Source organism: Nonomuraea recticatena (assembly GCF_039533245.1).
Classification (GTDB): Bacteria; Actinomycetota; Actinomycetes; order Streptosporangiales; family Streptosporangiaceae; genus Nonomuraea; species Nonomuraea roseola.
Window position 1 is genome coordinate 501,547 of sequence record NZ_BAAATE010000001.1, and the last position, 14,479, is coordinate 516,025.

Consider the following 14,479-nt stretch of genomic DNA (forward strand, 5'->3'; position numbering starts at 1 on the left):
ACTACTACGGCGGATTCGGGGCTGCCGTCGCGGGCAGTCGTGCTACGCCATCCGGCTGCGAAAAGGAAATACGGAAAAGAATGGCGGGACAGAAGGCGGCAGGAAAGCGCCGGCTCATTACCGGCGAGCGGAACGACGGCATTCACGGTGACCGGCTCCGCGAATGGACGGGCCGGCCCGGCGGCATGGGCAGGGGAAACCATGTTCATCCGTGGTCCTCCCTTTCGCGGCGTCAATACGAGCGCGCTTCGGCCATCAGGGAGATTCCCGGCAGGCGGCCGACAGGCAGAATCCGCTCCGACCACACGACCGCGCCGAGCACGCCGTTCACCAGGGGAGACGGCTCCTCCAGGCCGCGACAGGCGCCCTTGCGCCCGCGCCACCGGAGGGCCGGCCGCAGCAGCACGTTCCAGCTCCACATCCGCTCGATCGTGAGTCCGGCGTCGAGCAGGAGCATGGACAGGGAGTCCCTGGTGTAGCGGCGCTCGCGGCCGAGGGCGACGTCGCGCGCCGACCACAGCCGCATGTCACACGGCACGGCGATCAGCGCGGTCCCTCCGGACCTCAGCAGCCTGTTGATCTCGGTGGCCGCCGCCGCGTCGTCGTCGATGTGCTCGAGCACGTCGAAGGCGACGACCAGGTCGAACTCGTCCGAGGGCAGGGGCAGGTTCCTGATGTCACCCCACATCGCGTCCACGCCCCTGGACCGGGCGTGGTCGACCGCCGCCTCCGAGCAGTCGACGGCGAGGGCCTGCCAGCCGTGATCGACGAGAACCCGCGTGTTGCCGCCGCCCGCCGCTCCGAGATCCACCGCACGACCCGGTGTGCCGAGGCGGCGCAACCGCCGGGCGAGGAGGGCCCGTCGCTCGCGGTGCCACCAGTTGCGGTCTTCGAGACGCATCGCCCGGTCGATTTCGACGGCATCCATCTTTACTCCCTGTAGCCGCTTCTCGTCCTCGGCATTCTGGTCGCGTCACCGGCTGCGGACGTCTCGTTGAACAGCAGCAGGAATCAGCCCTGGCAGTTCTTTACCTGACGGGATCGGCCATCGGCGAAGGGAGTCAACACCGGGCAAATTTCTGTCCACCGAAAGGCAACGGCACCGGCCCGGGCGAGCGCTGGGTTTACAGTCGCTCTCTGGTTCCAAGCCATTTATCCGCTCGGACGGGGAGTGCCCCTGTGCATAATCGGCAAACGGCGCCAATTCCACTTGCACAGCCTGTGATCGGCGAGGCGGAAATAGCGGCGGCCGTGCGCGTGCTACGCAGCGGCCAGGTCGTCCAGGGCCCAGAGGTGGCCGCCTTCGAGCACGAGTTCTCCTCCATGGTCGCGGACAGGCACTGCGTCGCCGTCAACTCGGGCACCTCGGCACTTCACCTGACCCTCATGGCGCTGGGCATCGGCCCTGCCGACGAGGTCATCGTGCCCTCGTTCACCTTCGCCGCCACCGCCAACGCGGTGCGGCTCGTCGGCGCCGATCCGGTCTTCGCCGACATCGACCCTGCCACCTACTGCCTGGCGCCCGACGCCGTCGCGGCGGCGATCAGCCCGCGCACCGCGGCCATCATGCCCGTCCACCTGTACGGCCACCCCGCCCCCATGGACGACCTCCAGGCCCTCGCCGACCGGCACGGCCTGGCCATCGTCGAGGACGCGTGCCAGGCCCACGGCGCGGCGCTGGACGGCAAGCCCGCGGGCTCCTTCGGCGCGGCAGGCTGCTTCAGCTTCTACCCGACCAAGAGCATGCACGCCCTGGAAGGCGGCATGATCGCCACCGCCGACGCGAACCTGGCCCGCAGGCTCCGTCTCCTGCGCAACCAGGGCATGGAGGCGCGCTACGCCAACGAGATCGTCGGCGCGAACCTGCGCATGACCGACGTGGCCGCCGCCATCGGCAGGGTGCAGCTCGAGCAGCTGCCCGGATGGACGGAGCGGCGCGTCAGGAACGCCAAGAGTCTCGACGCTCGCATCACCGCGCTGCCGGCGCCCTTCGTGGCTGACGGCGCGACGCACGTCTACCACCAGTACACGCTTCGGGTGCCCGGCGAGCGCGACCGCTTCCAGCGGCGGCTGTCGGAGCTGGGCGTGGGCAGCGCGGTCTACTACCTGACCCCCGTCCACCGGCTGAGGCCTTACCTGCCCGAGCACGGGCACTTGGCGCTCCCCGAGACCGAGTGCGCGGTCGCCGAGGTGGTGTCGCTGCCGGTGCACCCGTCGCTCACGCCCGCCCAGCTCGACCGCGTCGCCGAGGCGGTCAACGAGGCGGGGAGCCTGCTGTGAGCCGAGGAAGGACGCTGCGCGCCGGGCTGATAGGGCTCGGCGCGATGGGGCGCCACCACGCCCGCGTGCTGACGGGGCTGGAAGGGGTGTGCCTGGCCGGCGTCAGCGACCCACTGGCCTCGAAGATCGCGCCCCTCCCCGGCGTCCCCCTCCTCAACGACCTCGACGACCTGCTCACCCTCGGCATCGACTACGCCGTGGTGGCCACCCCCACGGCCACGCACGAGGAGGTCGGCCTGCGCCTGGCCGCCGCCGGCGTCTGCGCCCTGATCGAGAAGCCGCTGGCGCACACGGTCGACGCCGCGCACCGGCTCGTGACGGCCTTCCGTTCACGCGGGCTGGTGGCCGCGGTGGGTCACATCGAGCGCTTCAACCCCGCGCTGCTCAGCCTCCGCGACAGGCTGGAGGCGGGCGAGCTCGGCGAGGTGTTCCAGGTCGCCACCCGCCGCCAGGGCCCCTTCCCCAACCGGATCACCGACGTCGGCGTGGTCAAGGACCTGGCCACCCACGACATCGACCTCACGAGCTGGGTCACGGGACAGGACTACCTGTCGGTGTCGGCCCGCACGATCTCCAGGAGCGGGCGGGCCTACGAGGACATGGTGGCCGTCGTCGGCCAGCTCGAACGGTCGGCCGTCGCCAACCACCTGGTCAACTGGCTGAGCCCGCTCAAGGAGCGCTCCACGATCGTCACGGGCGACCTCGGGTGCTTCGTGGCCGACACCCTCACCGCCGACCTCACCTTCTACTCCAACGGAGCCGGTCACACCGAGTGGGAGGCGCTGAGCACCTTCAGGGGCGTCTCCGAGGGAGCCATGATCCGCTACGCGATCCTCAAGCGGGAGCCCCTCCAGGTCGAGCACGAGCGGTTCCGCGACGCGGTGCTCGGCCTGCCCGCCGACATCGTGACGCTCGACCACGGCCTTCGCACGGTGGCGGTGTCCGTCGCGGTGCTGCGCTCCGCCCACGAGGGCGTGACCGTGCACCTGAGCGACCACCACCGCCTCGAGACACAGAAAGCGCACTGACATGCCATCACCTGCCGCCCGGCCCCGGCTCGCCGTCATCGTGGGCAACGCCATCACCGGTGACTCCAGAGTCCAGAAGACCGCCCTCGCCGCGGCCCGCGACGGGTGGGAGGTCACGCTCGTCGGGCGGGCCGCCGGCGGTGAGACCGAATACTCGTCGTTCGGTCCCGTACGGGTCATCAGAGTCGCCGTCGACGACGTCATGCGTAAGCACGCGTGGGTGAAGCGCCGGCGGCGGGGCCTGCGCGCCAGAATCATGCAGTGGGGCCTGCCCGACGAGAGGGCTTTGGCCCGCTACCGGACGGCGCACCGGGTGTGGGTCAGGGAGCAGCGCGCCCACATCGGCTGGACCTACAGCGCGGGAGCGAGCGGCACCCTGTCCCGCCACACCAGGCGGCTGTGGATCCGCCTGGGCAGGCACGTCCACCAGGCGCGCGTCCGCGCCTTCAGGTGGGAGCGCAGGCGCAGCCGCAGGAAGCACACGCCGGTCGGCGAGTGGCGCAGGGACATGCCCGAGCTCATCGACCTCGAGCTGGCCTTCGGGGCGGTCCTCGACGACCTGCGGCCCCATGTGATCCACGCCAACGACATCACGATGATCGGCGTGGCCGCCCAGAGCGCCGCGCGGCTGCGCTCGCGCGGATTCACCTGCCGGTGGCTCTACGACGCCCACGAATACGTCAGGGGCGCGGACTGGCACACGGAGCTCAGGACGAGCGCCTATCACGACCTGGAGCGGCAGTTCATCGGCAGGGCGGACGCCGTCGTCACGGTCTCTCCCGAGATCGCCGAGGTGCTGCGGCGGCAGTATCACCTGCCCTCCACGCCGCTGGTCGTGCGCAACACGCCGATCAGAGAGGCCGTCGGGCGTGGTGAGAGCTCCGCCAGCGTCCGCGCCGCCTGCGGTCTCGGCCCCGACACGCCCCTGCTCGTCTACTCGGGCTGGATGGACAGGGACCGCAGTGTCGACACGGCCGTCGCCTCGCTGACCTCGCTGCCCCACGTCCATCTGGCGATCGTGTCGGGACGGAAGAACGCGGTGCTCAGGGAGCTGCTGGAGCTGGCCGAGCGGATCGGCGTCAGCGATCGCGTCCATGTGGTCCCCTACGTGCCGCAGGCCGACGTCGCCGACTACCTCTCCACCGCCGACCTGGGTCTGATCTGCTCGAAGCGGCTGCCGAACCACGAGATGGCGCTGCCGACCAAGCTGGCGGAGTACCTGCACGCGGGGCTCGCGCTGGTGGTCAGCGACGTGCGCACCGTCGCCACCTACGTCAACGCCCACGGGGTGGGCGAGGTCTTCTCCTCGGGAGACGTGCCCGCCTTCGCCGCCGCCGTACGGCGTGGCCTGTCGAGGAAGAAGGAGCTGGCCGAGAACATCTCCGAGGCCATACTCAAGGAGCTGTCGTGGGAGTACCAGTGCTCGATCCTGCTGCAGCTCTACCGCGACCTGTCGGGTCTCACCCCGCCCCCGCCCTCCTCGGTCGTGCCGTGGGACGCGCGTGAGCGGATGGGGAGCGTGACGGACGGCGGCTGGACCCCGCTCCGCGCCACCCCGATCAGGCTCGGCCTCGGCCCCGCGAACCACTCGGGCCAGCTGGCCGCCTTCGCGCAGGCCATCAGCAGGGAGCGCGGCGACGTCTCGATGGAGGTCGTGATGCTGAAGCGTCCAGGCTCTCCCTTCGACTATCCCGCCGACCACTACCTCGACCCCGCGGCCTTCGGGCGCAGGGAGACGCAGATCGCGCAGATCCAGCGGACCCTCGGCCGCTACACCCACCTGCTGGCCGACGCCTTCCTGCCGATCCTGGGCAGGCTCAACGGCGAGCACGTGGACGGCGACCTGCCCGCGCTGCTCAGGGCGGGCATCAAGGTCGCGCTCCTCGCCCACGGCAGCGAGGTCCGCCACCCCCTGCGGCACATGGAACGGCACGAGCACTCGCTGTTCCACGACGCCCCCGAGGAGGTGGTGAGGCGGCTCACCGCGGTCACCGAGCACAACCACAGGATCGCGAGGGAGTGTGGGCTGCCCGTCTTCGTGACCACACCCGATCTCCTGGACGACCTGCCACAGGCGATATGGGCGCCGCTGGTCGTGGACGTGAACGCCTGGGCCTGCGACGCGCCCGTGATGCGCAGGAGCAGGCCCAAGGTGCTCCACGCGCCGTCCAAGCGGTGGACGAAGGGGACCGCGCGTATCCTTCCCGCGCTCACCGGCCTGCACGAGCGTGGCGTCATCGACTTCCAGCTGGCCGAGAACGTCTCCTGGTCGCAGATGCGCGCGCTGGTGCGGGAGGCCGACATCGTGGTCGACCAGTTCGCCATCGGCAGTTACGGCACCTTCGCCTGCGAGGGGATGGCAGCGGGCAAGCCCGTGATGGCCTACCTGTCGGAGAGCGCCTACGGCAGCGGCGTGCCCGTGCCGCCCATCGTCAACGCCACCGTGGACACGATCGGCCCCGCCATGGAGCGCCTGCTGGACGACAGGGACGCCACGGCGCGGATCGGGGTCGAGTCCGCGGCCTTCGCCCGCGCCTACCACGACGGCACCCAGACCGTCAGGGCCCTGGCCGGGTTCCTGCGGTGACCATCACAGCTCCCACGAGGGCCGCGCGTTCGGCCAGGCCCTCGTGGGCCAGGTGCGCCACGGCCCGCCGGGTCGGCGCGAGCACCAGGCCGGCCGCGTGGCCGGTCAGGTGTGACGCGTCGCGGCCGTGCGCCGACCACGCGACGCCGGCAAAAGATCACATCAGCAACGAAGTGCCACCATTCAACTTCGGAGAGTAGCGCAACATGCAAGCGGACGTCAGCGTGATCATCGCGGTCTACAACACCATGCCGTACCTGACGGAATGCCTGGACTCGGTCGTCTCGCAGACCATCGGGCCCGACCGGATGCAGGTCGTCGCCGTGGACGACGGCTCCACCGACGGCGGCGACAAGGAGCTCCAACGCTTCGCCGAGCTGTATCCGGGGTTGTTCACCGTGCTCACGCAGGAGCACTCGGGAGGCCAGGCCCAGCCGAGCAACAGGGCGCTGTCCATGGCCACCGGCAGGTACGTCTTCTTCCTCGGAGCCGGCGACCACCTCGGCCCCGAGGCGCTCGAGCGGCTGGTGTCGGCCGCCGACACCTACGACTCGGACGTGGTGCTCGGCCGTACCATCGGGGTGAACGGCAGGAACGTCAGCCGGGCCGTCTACGAGAGCACCAGGCCGGAGATCACGCTCGACGACTCGCCGCTGGCGTGGGCGCTGTCCAACAACAAGCTGTTCCGCAGGGAGCTCGTCGAACGGCACGGGCTGCGCTTCCCCGAGCACATGCCGCTCTGGAGCGACCAGCCGTTCACCCTCGAGGCCTGTGTCCGGGCCCGGCGGATCAGCGTCCTGGCCGACTACGACTACTACTACGCCGTGCGCAGGGACGACGCGAGCGACGTCGGCTCCAGGACCCCGCACCTGACCAGGCTGCGGTGCACGGCGGAGGTCATGAAGTCGGCGGCGTCGCTGATAGAGCGGGGGACGGGCAGGGACACCGTGCTGAGGCGGCACTTCACGTGGGAGCTGTCCAAGCTGCTCGACCAGGACTTCCTCACCCTGGAGCCCGAGCGGCAGGACGACGTGTGCGCGGGCGTGGGCGCTCTGGCCGAGGCCTACCTCACCCCTGGCATCGTCGCCAAGCTCGACCGCACGCGCAGGGTGAAGCTCCTGCTGGCACAGGTGGGACTCGCCGACGAGCTGAGGGAGCTCATCCGCCGCGAGCGGGACGGCGTCGGGTCGGCGGTGGTCGTCACGGGAGACGGCGTCTACGAGGCGCTGCCCGGATTCGGCACCCTGCCGAATCACCACTTCGCGCTGCCGGGCAGCGCGGCGGGGCTCCTGCGGATCGACGACGTCGTCCGCGACGAGGACGGCATCCTGACCGGGCGCCTCCCGCTGGTCGGCGCGTCCTCGGTGCGTGTGGCCTTCCTTCCCGTGCGCAAGGGCAGGAGCCAGGACGAGGACATCACCGGCTGCTACAAGCTCGCCGAGGGCCACGTGCCGCCGTTCGCCGAGCCGGTCGCCGCCGAGCAGCACGACGACCACCTCGCGATCAAAGTCCACGTCCCGTACGCGTCGCTGACGAAGTCCAGGGCCGACCGCGCGAAAATCTTCGTCCCCCGGCTGTACGTCAGGGTCGCGAACGTGACCTACCAGCTCCCCCTTCCGCAGCTTCCAGGGCCGTCGACCTCTGTCGTCCGGTGGCGCGGAGGAAAGGCCTTCCGGATCACGCTCGGCGACGACTCGCAGGGAAATCTGAAGATCTACGTCAGCAGGATGTCGCGGCTCAAGGCGGTAAGGCGGGCGCTGCGCCGCATGCGGAGAAGGAAGCACTCATGAACGTGTGCGTCGTCGGTCTCGGGAAGATCGGCCTCCCGCTCGCGGTGCAGTTCTGCGGCAAGGGCCACCGGGTCGTCGGTGCTGACGTGGACGAGCGCGTCGTCGACCTGGTCAACGCCGGCGAGGAGCCGTTCCCCGGCGAGAAGGACCTGGACGTCAGGCTGAAGGAGGCGGTGCACAGCGGCCTGCTGTCCGCCACCCGCGACACGACGGCGGCCGTCGCCGGCAGTGACGTGGTCGTCGTGGTGGTGCCGCTCTACGTGGACGCCGAGGGCGCGCCCGACTTCGCGTCGATGGACGCCGCCACCCAGGCGGTCGCAAGGGGCCTGCGCCCCGGCACGCTGGTCAGCTACGAGACGACTCATCCCGTCGGCACCACCAGGAACAGATGGGGTCCCATGCTGGAGTCGGGTTCGGGGCTGACGGCCGGCCTCGACTTCCACCTGGTCTTCAGCCCCGAGCGGGTGCTGACCGGCAGGGTCTTCGCCGACCTGCGGCGCTATCCCAAGCTCGTGGGCGGGATCTGCGAGCGGTCGGCCGAGCACGGGGTGGCCTTCTACGAGTCCGCTCTCGACTTCGACACCCGTCCCATGCTCAAGAGGCCCAACGGGGTCTGGGATCTCGGCTCCACGGAGGCCGCCGAGCTGGCCAAGCTGGCCGAGACCACCTACAGGGACGTCAACATCGCACTGGCCAACCAGTTCGCGCGGTTCGCCGCGCGCCGCGGCATCGACGTGGCGCGCGTCATCGAGGCGTGCAACACCCAGCCCTACAGCCAGATCCACCAGCCCGGCATCGCCGTCGGGGGGCACTGCATCCCGGTGTATCCGCAGATCTACCTGTGGGGCGACCCCGATGCGAGCGTGGTGCGCGCCGCGAGGGAGGCCAACGCCGCGATGCCCGCCTACGTCGTCGGCATGCTGGAGGCGGCCTACGGCGAGCTGTCGGGCGCGCACGTGCTCGTCCTCGGCGTGGCCTACCGCGGAGGGGTGAAGGAGAGCGCCTTCTCCGGCGTGTTCCCCACCGTGGCGAGGCTACGGGAGCTGGGGGCCACGGCGTACGTCGCCGACCCGCTGTTCTCCACCGGGGAGATCGCGGCCATGGGGCTGAAGCCGTGGCAGGGCGAGCCCGTCACGGCGGCGATCGTGCAGGCCGACCACCTGGAGTACCGCCTGCTCGGCGCGGAGGACCTGCCCGGCGTGCGGGTGCTGGTCGACGGGCGGCGGGTGACCGCGCCCGAGCGGTGGCGGGGAGTGCGGCGCCTGGTGATCGGCGCCTAGTCTCAGGGGCGTTCGCTGAGCCGGTCGGCGCGGTCGCGGACGTAGGTCAGCCCCGTCTCGGGGCAGACCCACACGTCCGCCTCGCCGTCCTTGGCCTCCAGGCGGACGCCCGCCCTGCCCACCCAGCCGATCCTCTTCGCCGGGACCCCCGCCACCAGGGCGTAGTCGGGCACGTCCCTGGTCACGACGGCCCCTGCGGCGACCATGGCCCAGCGGCCCACCCGCACCGGCGCCACGCAGACGGACCTCGCTCCCAGCGACGCGCCCTCCTCGACGACGACGCCGACGGCCGTCCAGTCGTCGCCGCCCTTCACCTGGCCGTCGGCGCTGACCGAGCGCGGATTGCGGTCATTGGTGAGGACGGCGGCGGGCCCGACGAAAACACCGTCGGCCAGCGCGGCCGGTTCATAGACGAGCGCGTAATTCTGGATTTTCACGTTGTTTCCGAGTCGCACCCCTGGCCCGACATAAGCGCCCCGTCCCAGAACGCAGCCGTCGCCAAGACGCGCGTTCTCTCGCACCTGGGCGAGATCCCACACCCTGACCCCAGACCCGATCTGCGCGCTTTCGTCCACCTGGGCGGTAGCGGCGATTCTGTTGTCCATGGGTCGCCATTTCTCCCGTGCCGGTTCTTGCCGGAATTCAGGCTAGTCGAAGCTCGCTCGCCCGCCCCCGAGGCAGCCGTCCGCCGACCCGGAGCCGTCCGGAATGCGGCACCATGGACGAGATGTGATTCCCCTCGTCGCTGGAGGCGCCGGATGTTGGTGCGTGGACTCGTCCTCGCTGGAGCGATCGTGGCGCTGCTGCCGGCGCTCCCCGCGCAGGCCGCCCCCAAGGTCGACTGCGCGAAGGTGAAGTGCCTGGCCCTCACCTTCGACGACGGCCCAGGCCCTGCCACTGGAACGCTCCTGTCGACGCTCGGGAAGAACAAGGCCAAGGCCACCTTCTTCCTCATGGGCAAGCACGTGGAGCTGCGGCCCGCGCTCGTGAAGCGCATGGCCCGCGAAGGCCACGAGATCGGCAACCACACCTGGTCCCACCCCAGCCTCCCCACGCTCTTCGACGAGGAGATCACCCAGGAGCTGAGGGCCACCCAGGAGGCGATCTCCTCGCTCACCGGCAGGACGCCCCGGATGTTCCGCCCGCCGTACGGGAACACCGACGACAGGGTGCGGGAGCTGGCGGGAGACGAGGGGATGGCGCAGGTGCTGTGGACCGGCACCACGCTCGACTGGAAGCTGCGTGACCAGAAGAAGATCAGGTCGGCGGTTCTCCGGCTGGCCAAGCGCGACGGCGTCATCCTCATGCACGACGTGGTGCCGCAGACCGTCCAGGTGATGCCCTCGCTGATCAAGGAGCTGAAGAAGCGCGGCTACCACCTGGTGACGGTGTCGACCCTGCTCAAGGGGCGTAAGCTCACCCCTGGCACGACTTACCCGTAGATCCCTGGACAATATCGCGTGTGACGGTCGAACGTTCCACGGCGAGGACATTCCTCTTCATCCAGATCGTGCTCCTCCTGTGGTGGGCCGCCTTCTACCCTGGTCTGTTCAGCCGCGACTCCGCGCTCTACCTGACCCACACCCTCGAAGGGCCGTGGGTCAGCGACCACTCGGTCCTCTACGACGCGCTGTTGTGGCTGAGTGTGAAGGCCACGGGCGAGGTCGGCGTCGTGACGTTCCTGCAGACGACCGCCATGGCCGCGGCCATCGCCTTCCTCGCCCAGGAGCTCAAGCGCCTCGGAGCGCCGCGCCTGCCGACGACGATCGCCGCCGTGCTGCTGCCCTTCGCGCCGCCGTTCGGGGCGTTCGCGGTGACGTTCTGGAAGGACGTGCCGTTCACCGCCTGCGTCATCGCCATCACCGCCGTCACCGCGCGCATCGCCAAGGACAGAGGGCCGACCAGAGCGACTCTGGTCGGCCTCGGCGCGGCCATGCTGGGCGCCGGGCTGTTCAGGGCCAACGGGTTCCTGGTGGTGGCGATCATGGTCGTGGTGCTGCTGGTCATCGGGAAGGGCGCGAGGGCGCGGCTGTCCGCGACAGGCCTGGTCGCGGTCGGCGTGCCCGTGCTGCTGACCCACCTGGTCCTTCCGCAGGTGGGCATCGTGCCGCCGTCGCGCACGTTCGTCTACCACACCGCCTACGGCGACATCGCGGTCGCGTGGAAGGAGCGCACGGACCTGTTCACCACGCAGGACGTGGCGCTGATGGCCGAGATCGCCCCCCTGGAGCGCTGGTGGAGGGGGGCCAACTGCAACACGATCAACCCACTGATCTGGCGCGAGGACTTCGACTGGCGGCGCTCCGACGAGCTGGCCCCGCAGGTGATGGCGCTGTGGCAGCGCATCCTGATGGAGGCGCCCGACCAGGTGATCAAGACGCGGCTGTGCAGAGGGGCGATCGCCTGGCGTCCGGGAGCCGACCGGTGGTCGGAGGGCGGCGAGACCTACCACTTCTCACACCGGTGGTTCACGTGGGAGTACGTCGGCCCCTACGCGATCGAACGCCACCCCGAGCTGGAGAGCTTCAACCTGAGCCCGCTGTCGGCGCCGCTCAACGACCTCGCCACCCGGTGGCTGTGGGCCTCCTACGAGCCCGACCTCGACTGGCTGGTGTGGCGGGGGCCGATCTGGTGCTACGCCTCCTACCTGGCGCTGGCGGTCGCGGCCTGGCTGCGGGGCAACCGGTGGGTGTTCGGGATCGCGGCCGCGATGATCGGCCAGCAGACGGCGGTCCTCGCCAACATCTCCGCCCAGGACTTCCGTTACATGGCCTCACCCATCTTCATCGGCTTCCTCATGCTTCCCCTGCTCGTCCGCTTCTGGCGCGCGGGACGCGGGTAAACTCCGCGGAATGACAAGACGGCTGGCGTGGCTCGACGCCCTTCGTGGCGTGGGCGCGACGGCCGTCCTCGTCGAGCACCTCAACTACCACTTCCTCGACGGGCTGCGGCCCCGCTGGATGAACCTCGGGATCTACGGGGTCCTGGTGTTCTTCCTCGTCAGCGGCTACATCATCCCCGCCTCGCTGGAGCGCAGGGGCGAGGTGAAGGCGTTCTGGATCAGCAGGCTGTTCCGCCTGTACCCGCTCTACCTGCTGGTCATCGTGATCACGCTGGCGCTGGCGCCGCTGCTGCCGTTGCGCGGCGACGCCGACTTCTTCGCCCATCTCACGATGCTCATGGAGGTCACGGGCTCGGCGGGACTGGTCGAGCCGATGTGGACGCTCTCCTACGAGATGGTCTTCTACCTGCTGGTCACGGGCCTGTTCGTGGCCGGGGTGCACCGGCGCAGCGGACTGTTCGCGCTGGCGTTCGCGGCGCTGGCGAGCCTGGTCGCCTTCACGATGCCGCGCGAGAGCCACCTGCTCGACGGCCCGTGGGCGCCCCTGGTGGTGCTGGCCGTGGTCGCGGCCGGCCTCGGCTGCGTCCTGTACGGCTCCCGCTCCCTGCGTACGGCAGGCGGGGTGGCGCTGGCCGTCCTGGCCGTCGCGCTCATCTGGATCGGCAGCAGGGAGACCTGGCAGGGCGCGATGATCCTCTCGGTGATGTTCACCGGGACCGCGATCTACCGCTGGCAGCACGGCCAGAGCTCGGGCCTGTGGCCGGTGGCGGGGGTGGCGACGCTGATCGTGGTGGTGCCGTTCCTCAAGCCGGTGACCTTCAACGGCCTCACGAACCTGGCCACGATGGGGCTGGCCGCGGCCACGTTCGCGCTCTTCTTCGCCCTGCGCGAGCGAGCCCTGCCGCGCGTGCTCGCCTGGCTCGGCCTGGTCAGCTACTCGGTCTACCTCGTGCACGTGCCGCTGCTCAAGCTGGCGCTGCTGGTGCTCGGCGACACCAGGCTGCTGCCGTGGCCCGTCCAGCTCGCCCTCGCCCTCACGCTGTTCGCGCTGATCCTCGGCGCGAGCTGGCTCACCTACCGCTTCGTCGAACTACCCGCCCAGCGGTACGGCAGGCGGCTGGTCAGCAGGTCAGCGGGTGGCGTCGGAGAGCTCTCCCGACCGCGCGACACACGCACTGTGTCGTCGTGACCAGTCGGTGAGCGTCGATCAGGGCCGCTGCCGCCGTCGGGGGACGAATCAGACAGGTCAGAATGGGCACGCATGATCCCGCCGCCGGTGCGGCGGGCGCGGTCGGCGAAGGAGGCGTGTGGACGAGAGCGTGTCGTTGGCCCAGCTTGCCCATCGGCTGGAGGAGGTGGTGGGCGAGCTACGCGGCATCCCCGTCGACGTCGAGCGCCTGGAGGACAGCGAGCTCGTCCGGCAGCAGATCGCCCAGGCCGCCCGCACGGCCCGAGAGCTGCGGGCCATGCACCCGGTGGGCTCGCCCGAGAAGGGCCGCCAGGAGCAGCAGAGCAGGCGCAGCGTGCTCGACGCCCTGCAGCAGGGCATGCAGATGCGCACGATCATCCACGCGAGCGTGTTGGACGACCCCCGCAAAGCGGCTCGGATCAGGGAGCTGCACGCCGCCGGTGACCTGCACAGGGTCGTCGACGAGCCGGTCCAGCAACTGCTCATCTTCGACCGCGCGGTGGCCTTCCTCCGCATCACCCCCGTCGCCTACTCGCCCGGCGCCCTGGTGATCAGGCAGCAGAGTCTGATCGCCACCCTCATCGACCTGTTCGAGCAGACCTGGGCCAAGGGCAGAGAGGTCACCGAGCAGGCGCACCGGCTGACCCCTCGCGAGCGCGAGGTGCTCGCCCTCATCGCCGAAGGGCGCTCCAACAGCGCCGTGGCCCGCTCCCTGTCGATCACCGAGGCGGCCGTCGGAAAGCACGTGGCCAGCGTGTTCGCCAAGCTCGAACTTCCCGCCACCGAGGACGACAACCGGCGGGTGCTGGCGGTGCTGGCCTACCTGCGCGGCACGGCGAGGTAGTGCCAGGCCTACCTCGGCCTAGCCCCAGCCCCCATGCGGCCGCGAGCCGGCGCGGACTTCAATGAGGCCATGCAACGAATGACTGGATTGCTGGTCGGCGCGGTCTTCGGCGCGGTGTTCGTCGTCGTCAACGCGCAGAGCCCGCTGAACACCGTGACCGTGAACCTCCTGCGGGTGGCCGCCTGCCTGGCGGCCGCCGGCGTGCTCGCCATGTGGATGGTCATCGCCAGGAAGGAGCGGCCCGCCGCGGGCTCGCGGCGGAACATGTTCAGCCGCGGTTACCTGATCGTCGTCGCCGCCGAAGCGATCCTGCTCTTCGGCGGGATCCAGGTGCTGGCCGCCTGGGAACGTCCTGAGCAGACCAACGTGGCCTGGGTGGCGTTCGTGGTCGGCGTGCACTTCATCGCGTTGGCGCCGATCTGGAAGGACTGGGGCATCGCCGTACCCGGGGTGGTTCTCACGCTGCTCGGCGGCGTCGGTCTCGTGCTCGCGTCGACGGCCGCCGTGTCGTGGGTGCCGATCGTCAGCGGCGTGCTGTCCGGCGCCGTGCTCCTGGCCGGGGCCGTCACCTTCGGCTGGCGCAACGTGGCGGCGGGGACGGCCTAGGCGGGCGGCCTGCAGAGACGCGAAAGGGGAGAG

Annotated in this window: 12 protein-coding genes; 10 read left to right on the top strand and 2 right to left on the bottom strand. The window is 70.2% G+C overall.

The features are described from left to right. Positions 1–232 precede the first annotated feature (232 nt). On the bottom strand, positions 233–928 hold the full coding sequence (locus ABFX50_RS02295) for a class I SAM-dependent methyltransferase (RefSeq protein WP_346142782.1): 696 nt from the start codon (positions 926–928) through the stop codon (positions 233–235). 293 nt (positions 929–1,221) lie between these two features. Between ABFX50_RS02295 and ABFX50_RS02300 the strand changes: the two genes are divergently transcribed. The 5 genes from ABFX50_RS02300 to ABFX50_RS02320 all read left to right on the top strand — a co-directional run bounded on the left by ABFX50_RS02300 (position 1,222) and on the right by ABFX50_RS02320 (position 8,965). Continuing rightward, positions 1,222–2,280, top strand: coding sequence for a DegT/DnrJ/EryC1/StrS family aminotransferase (locus ABFX50_RS02300; RefSeq protein WP_346142783.1), 1,059 nt, complete (start codon positions 1,222–1,224; stop codon positions 2,278–2,280). Next, positions 2,277–3,308 carry a Gfo/Idh/MocA family oxidoreductase gene (locus tag ABFX50_RS02305; protein ID WP_346142785.1) on the top strand — a complete coding sequence of 344 codons (1,032 nt, stop codon included), beginning with the start codon at positions 2,277–2,279 and terminating at the stop codon, positions 3,306–3,308. The genes ABFX50_RS02300 and ABFX50_RS02305 overlap by 4 nt, the downstream gene beginning before the upstream one ends. 1 nt (position 3,309) lies before the next feature. Next, positions 3,310–5,895, top strand: a complete 2,586-nt coding sequence (locus ABFX50_RS02310; RefSeq protein ID WP_346142787.1) for a glycosyltransferase — start codon at positions 3,310–3,312, stop codon at positions 5,893–5,895. Positions 5,896–6,101: 206 nt separating this feature from the next. Next, positions 6,102–7,685 carry a glycosyltransferase family 2 protein gene (locus ABFX50_RS02315; RefSeq protein WP_346142789.1) on the top strand — a complete coding sequence of 528 codons (1,584 nt, stop codon included), beginning with the start codon at positions 6,102–6,104 and terminating at the stop codon, positions 7,683–7,685. Beyond that, complete coding sequence (locus ABFX50_RS02320) at positions 7,682–8,965, top strand: nucleotide sugar dehydrogenase (protein ID WP_346142791.1); 1,284 nt, start codon at positions 7,682–7,684, stop codon at positions 8,963–8,965. Before ABFX50_RS02315 ends, ABFX50_RS02320 begins: the two co-directional genes overlap by 4 nt. A gap of 2 nt (positions 8,966–8,967) precedes the next feature. Here the strand turns inward: ABFX50_RS02320 and ABFX50_RS02325 are convergent, their stop codons facing one another. Beyond that, a complete protein-coding gene (locus tag ABFX50_RS02325) occupies positions 8,968–9,570 on the bottom strand; it encodes an acyltransferase (RefSeq protein ID WP_346142793.1) in 603 nt (200 codons plus the stop codon). A gap of 153 nt (positions 9,571–9,723) precedes the next feature. Between ABFX50_RS02325 and ABFX50_RS02330 the strand changes: the two genes are divergently transcribed. The 5 genes from ABFX50_RS02330 (at position 9,724) to ABFX50_RS02350 (ending at position 14,446) form a co-directional block, all read left to right on the top strand. After that, positions 9,724–10,407, top strand: coding sequence for a polysaccharide deacetylase family protein (locus ABFX50_RS02330; RefSeq protein ID WP_346142795.1), 684 nt, complete (start codon positions 9,724–9,726; stop codon positions 10,405–10,407). Positions 10,408–10,427: 20 nt separating this feature from the next. Then, on the top strand, positions 10,428–11,807 hold the full coding sequence (locus ABFX50_RS02335) for a hypothetical protein (protein ID WP_346142797.1): 1,380 nt from the start codon (positions 10,428–10,430) through the stop codon (positions 11,805–11,807). A 10-nt stretch (positions 11,808–11,817) separates the two neighbouring features. Continuing rightward, the gene (locus ABFX50_RS02340; RefSeq protein WP_346142799.1) at positions 11,818–12,996 is read left to right on the top strand and encodes an acyltransferase family protein; all 1,179 of its coding nucleotides are present in this window, start codon (positions 11,818–11,820) and stop codon (positions 12,994–12,996) included. A gap of 118 nt (positions 12,997–13,114) precedes the next feature. Next, positions 13,115–13,840 carry a helix-turn-helix transcriptional regulator gene (locus ABFX50_RS02345; RefSeq protein WP_346142801.1) on the top strand — a complete coding sequence of 242 codons (726 nt, stop codon included), beginning with the start codon at positions 13,115–13,117 and terminating at the stop codon, positions 13,838–13,840. 69 nt (positions 13,841–13,909) lie between these two features. Beyond that, on the top strand, positions 13,910–14,446 hold the full coding sequence (locus ABFX50_RS02350; protein ID WP_346142802.1) for a hypothetical protein: 537 nt from the start codon (positions 13,910–13,912) through the stop codon (positions 14,444–14,446). Positions 14,447–14,479 lie beyond the last annotated feature (33 nt).

What these genes read in the sequence shown, in the direction of transcription:
- ABFX50_RS02295 (WP_346142782.1), bottom strand. Translation starts at nt 928, where the DNA reads ATGGATGCCGTCGAAATCGACCGGGCGATGCGTCTCGAAGACCGCAAC.
- ABFX50_RS02310 (WP_346142787.1), top strand. Translation starts at nt 3,310, where the DNA reads ATGCCATCACCTGCCGCCCGGCCCCGGCTCGCCGTCATCGTGGGCAAC.
- ABFX50_RS02315 (WP_346142789.1), top strand. Translation starts at nt 6,102, where the DNA reads ATGCAAGCGGACGTCAGCGTGATCATCGCGGTCTACAACACCATGCCG.
- ABFX50_RS02320 (WP_346142791.1), top strand. Translation starts at nt 7,682, where the DNA reads ATGAACGTGTGCGTCGTCGGTCTCGGGAAGATCGGCCTCCCGCTCGCG.
- ABFX50_RS02325 (WP_346142793.1), bottom strand. Translation starts at nt 9,570, where the DNA reads ATGGACAACAGAATCGCCGCTACCGCCCAGGTGGACGAAAGCGCGCAG.
- ABFX50_RS02330 (WP_346142795.1), top strand. Translation starts at nt 9,724, where the DNA reads ATGTTGGTGCGTGGACTCGTCCTCGCTGGAGCGATCGTGGCGCTGCTG.
- ABFX50_RS02340 (WP_346142799.1), top strand. Translation starts at nt 11,818, where the DNA reads ATGACAAGACGGCTGGCGTGGCTCGACGCCCTTCGTGGCGTGGGCGCG.
- ABFX50_RS02350 (WP_346142802.1), top strand. Translation starts at nt 13,910, where the DNA reads ATGCAACGAATGACTGGATTGCTGGTCGGCGCGGTCTTCGGCGCGGTG.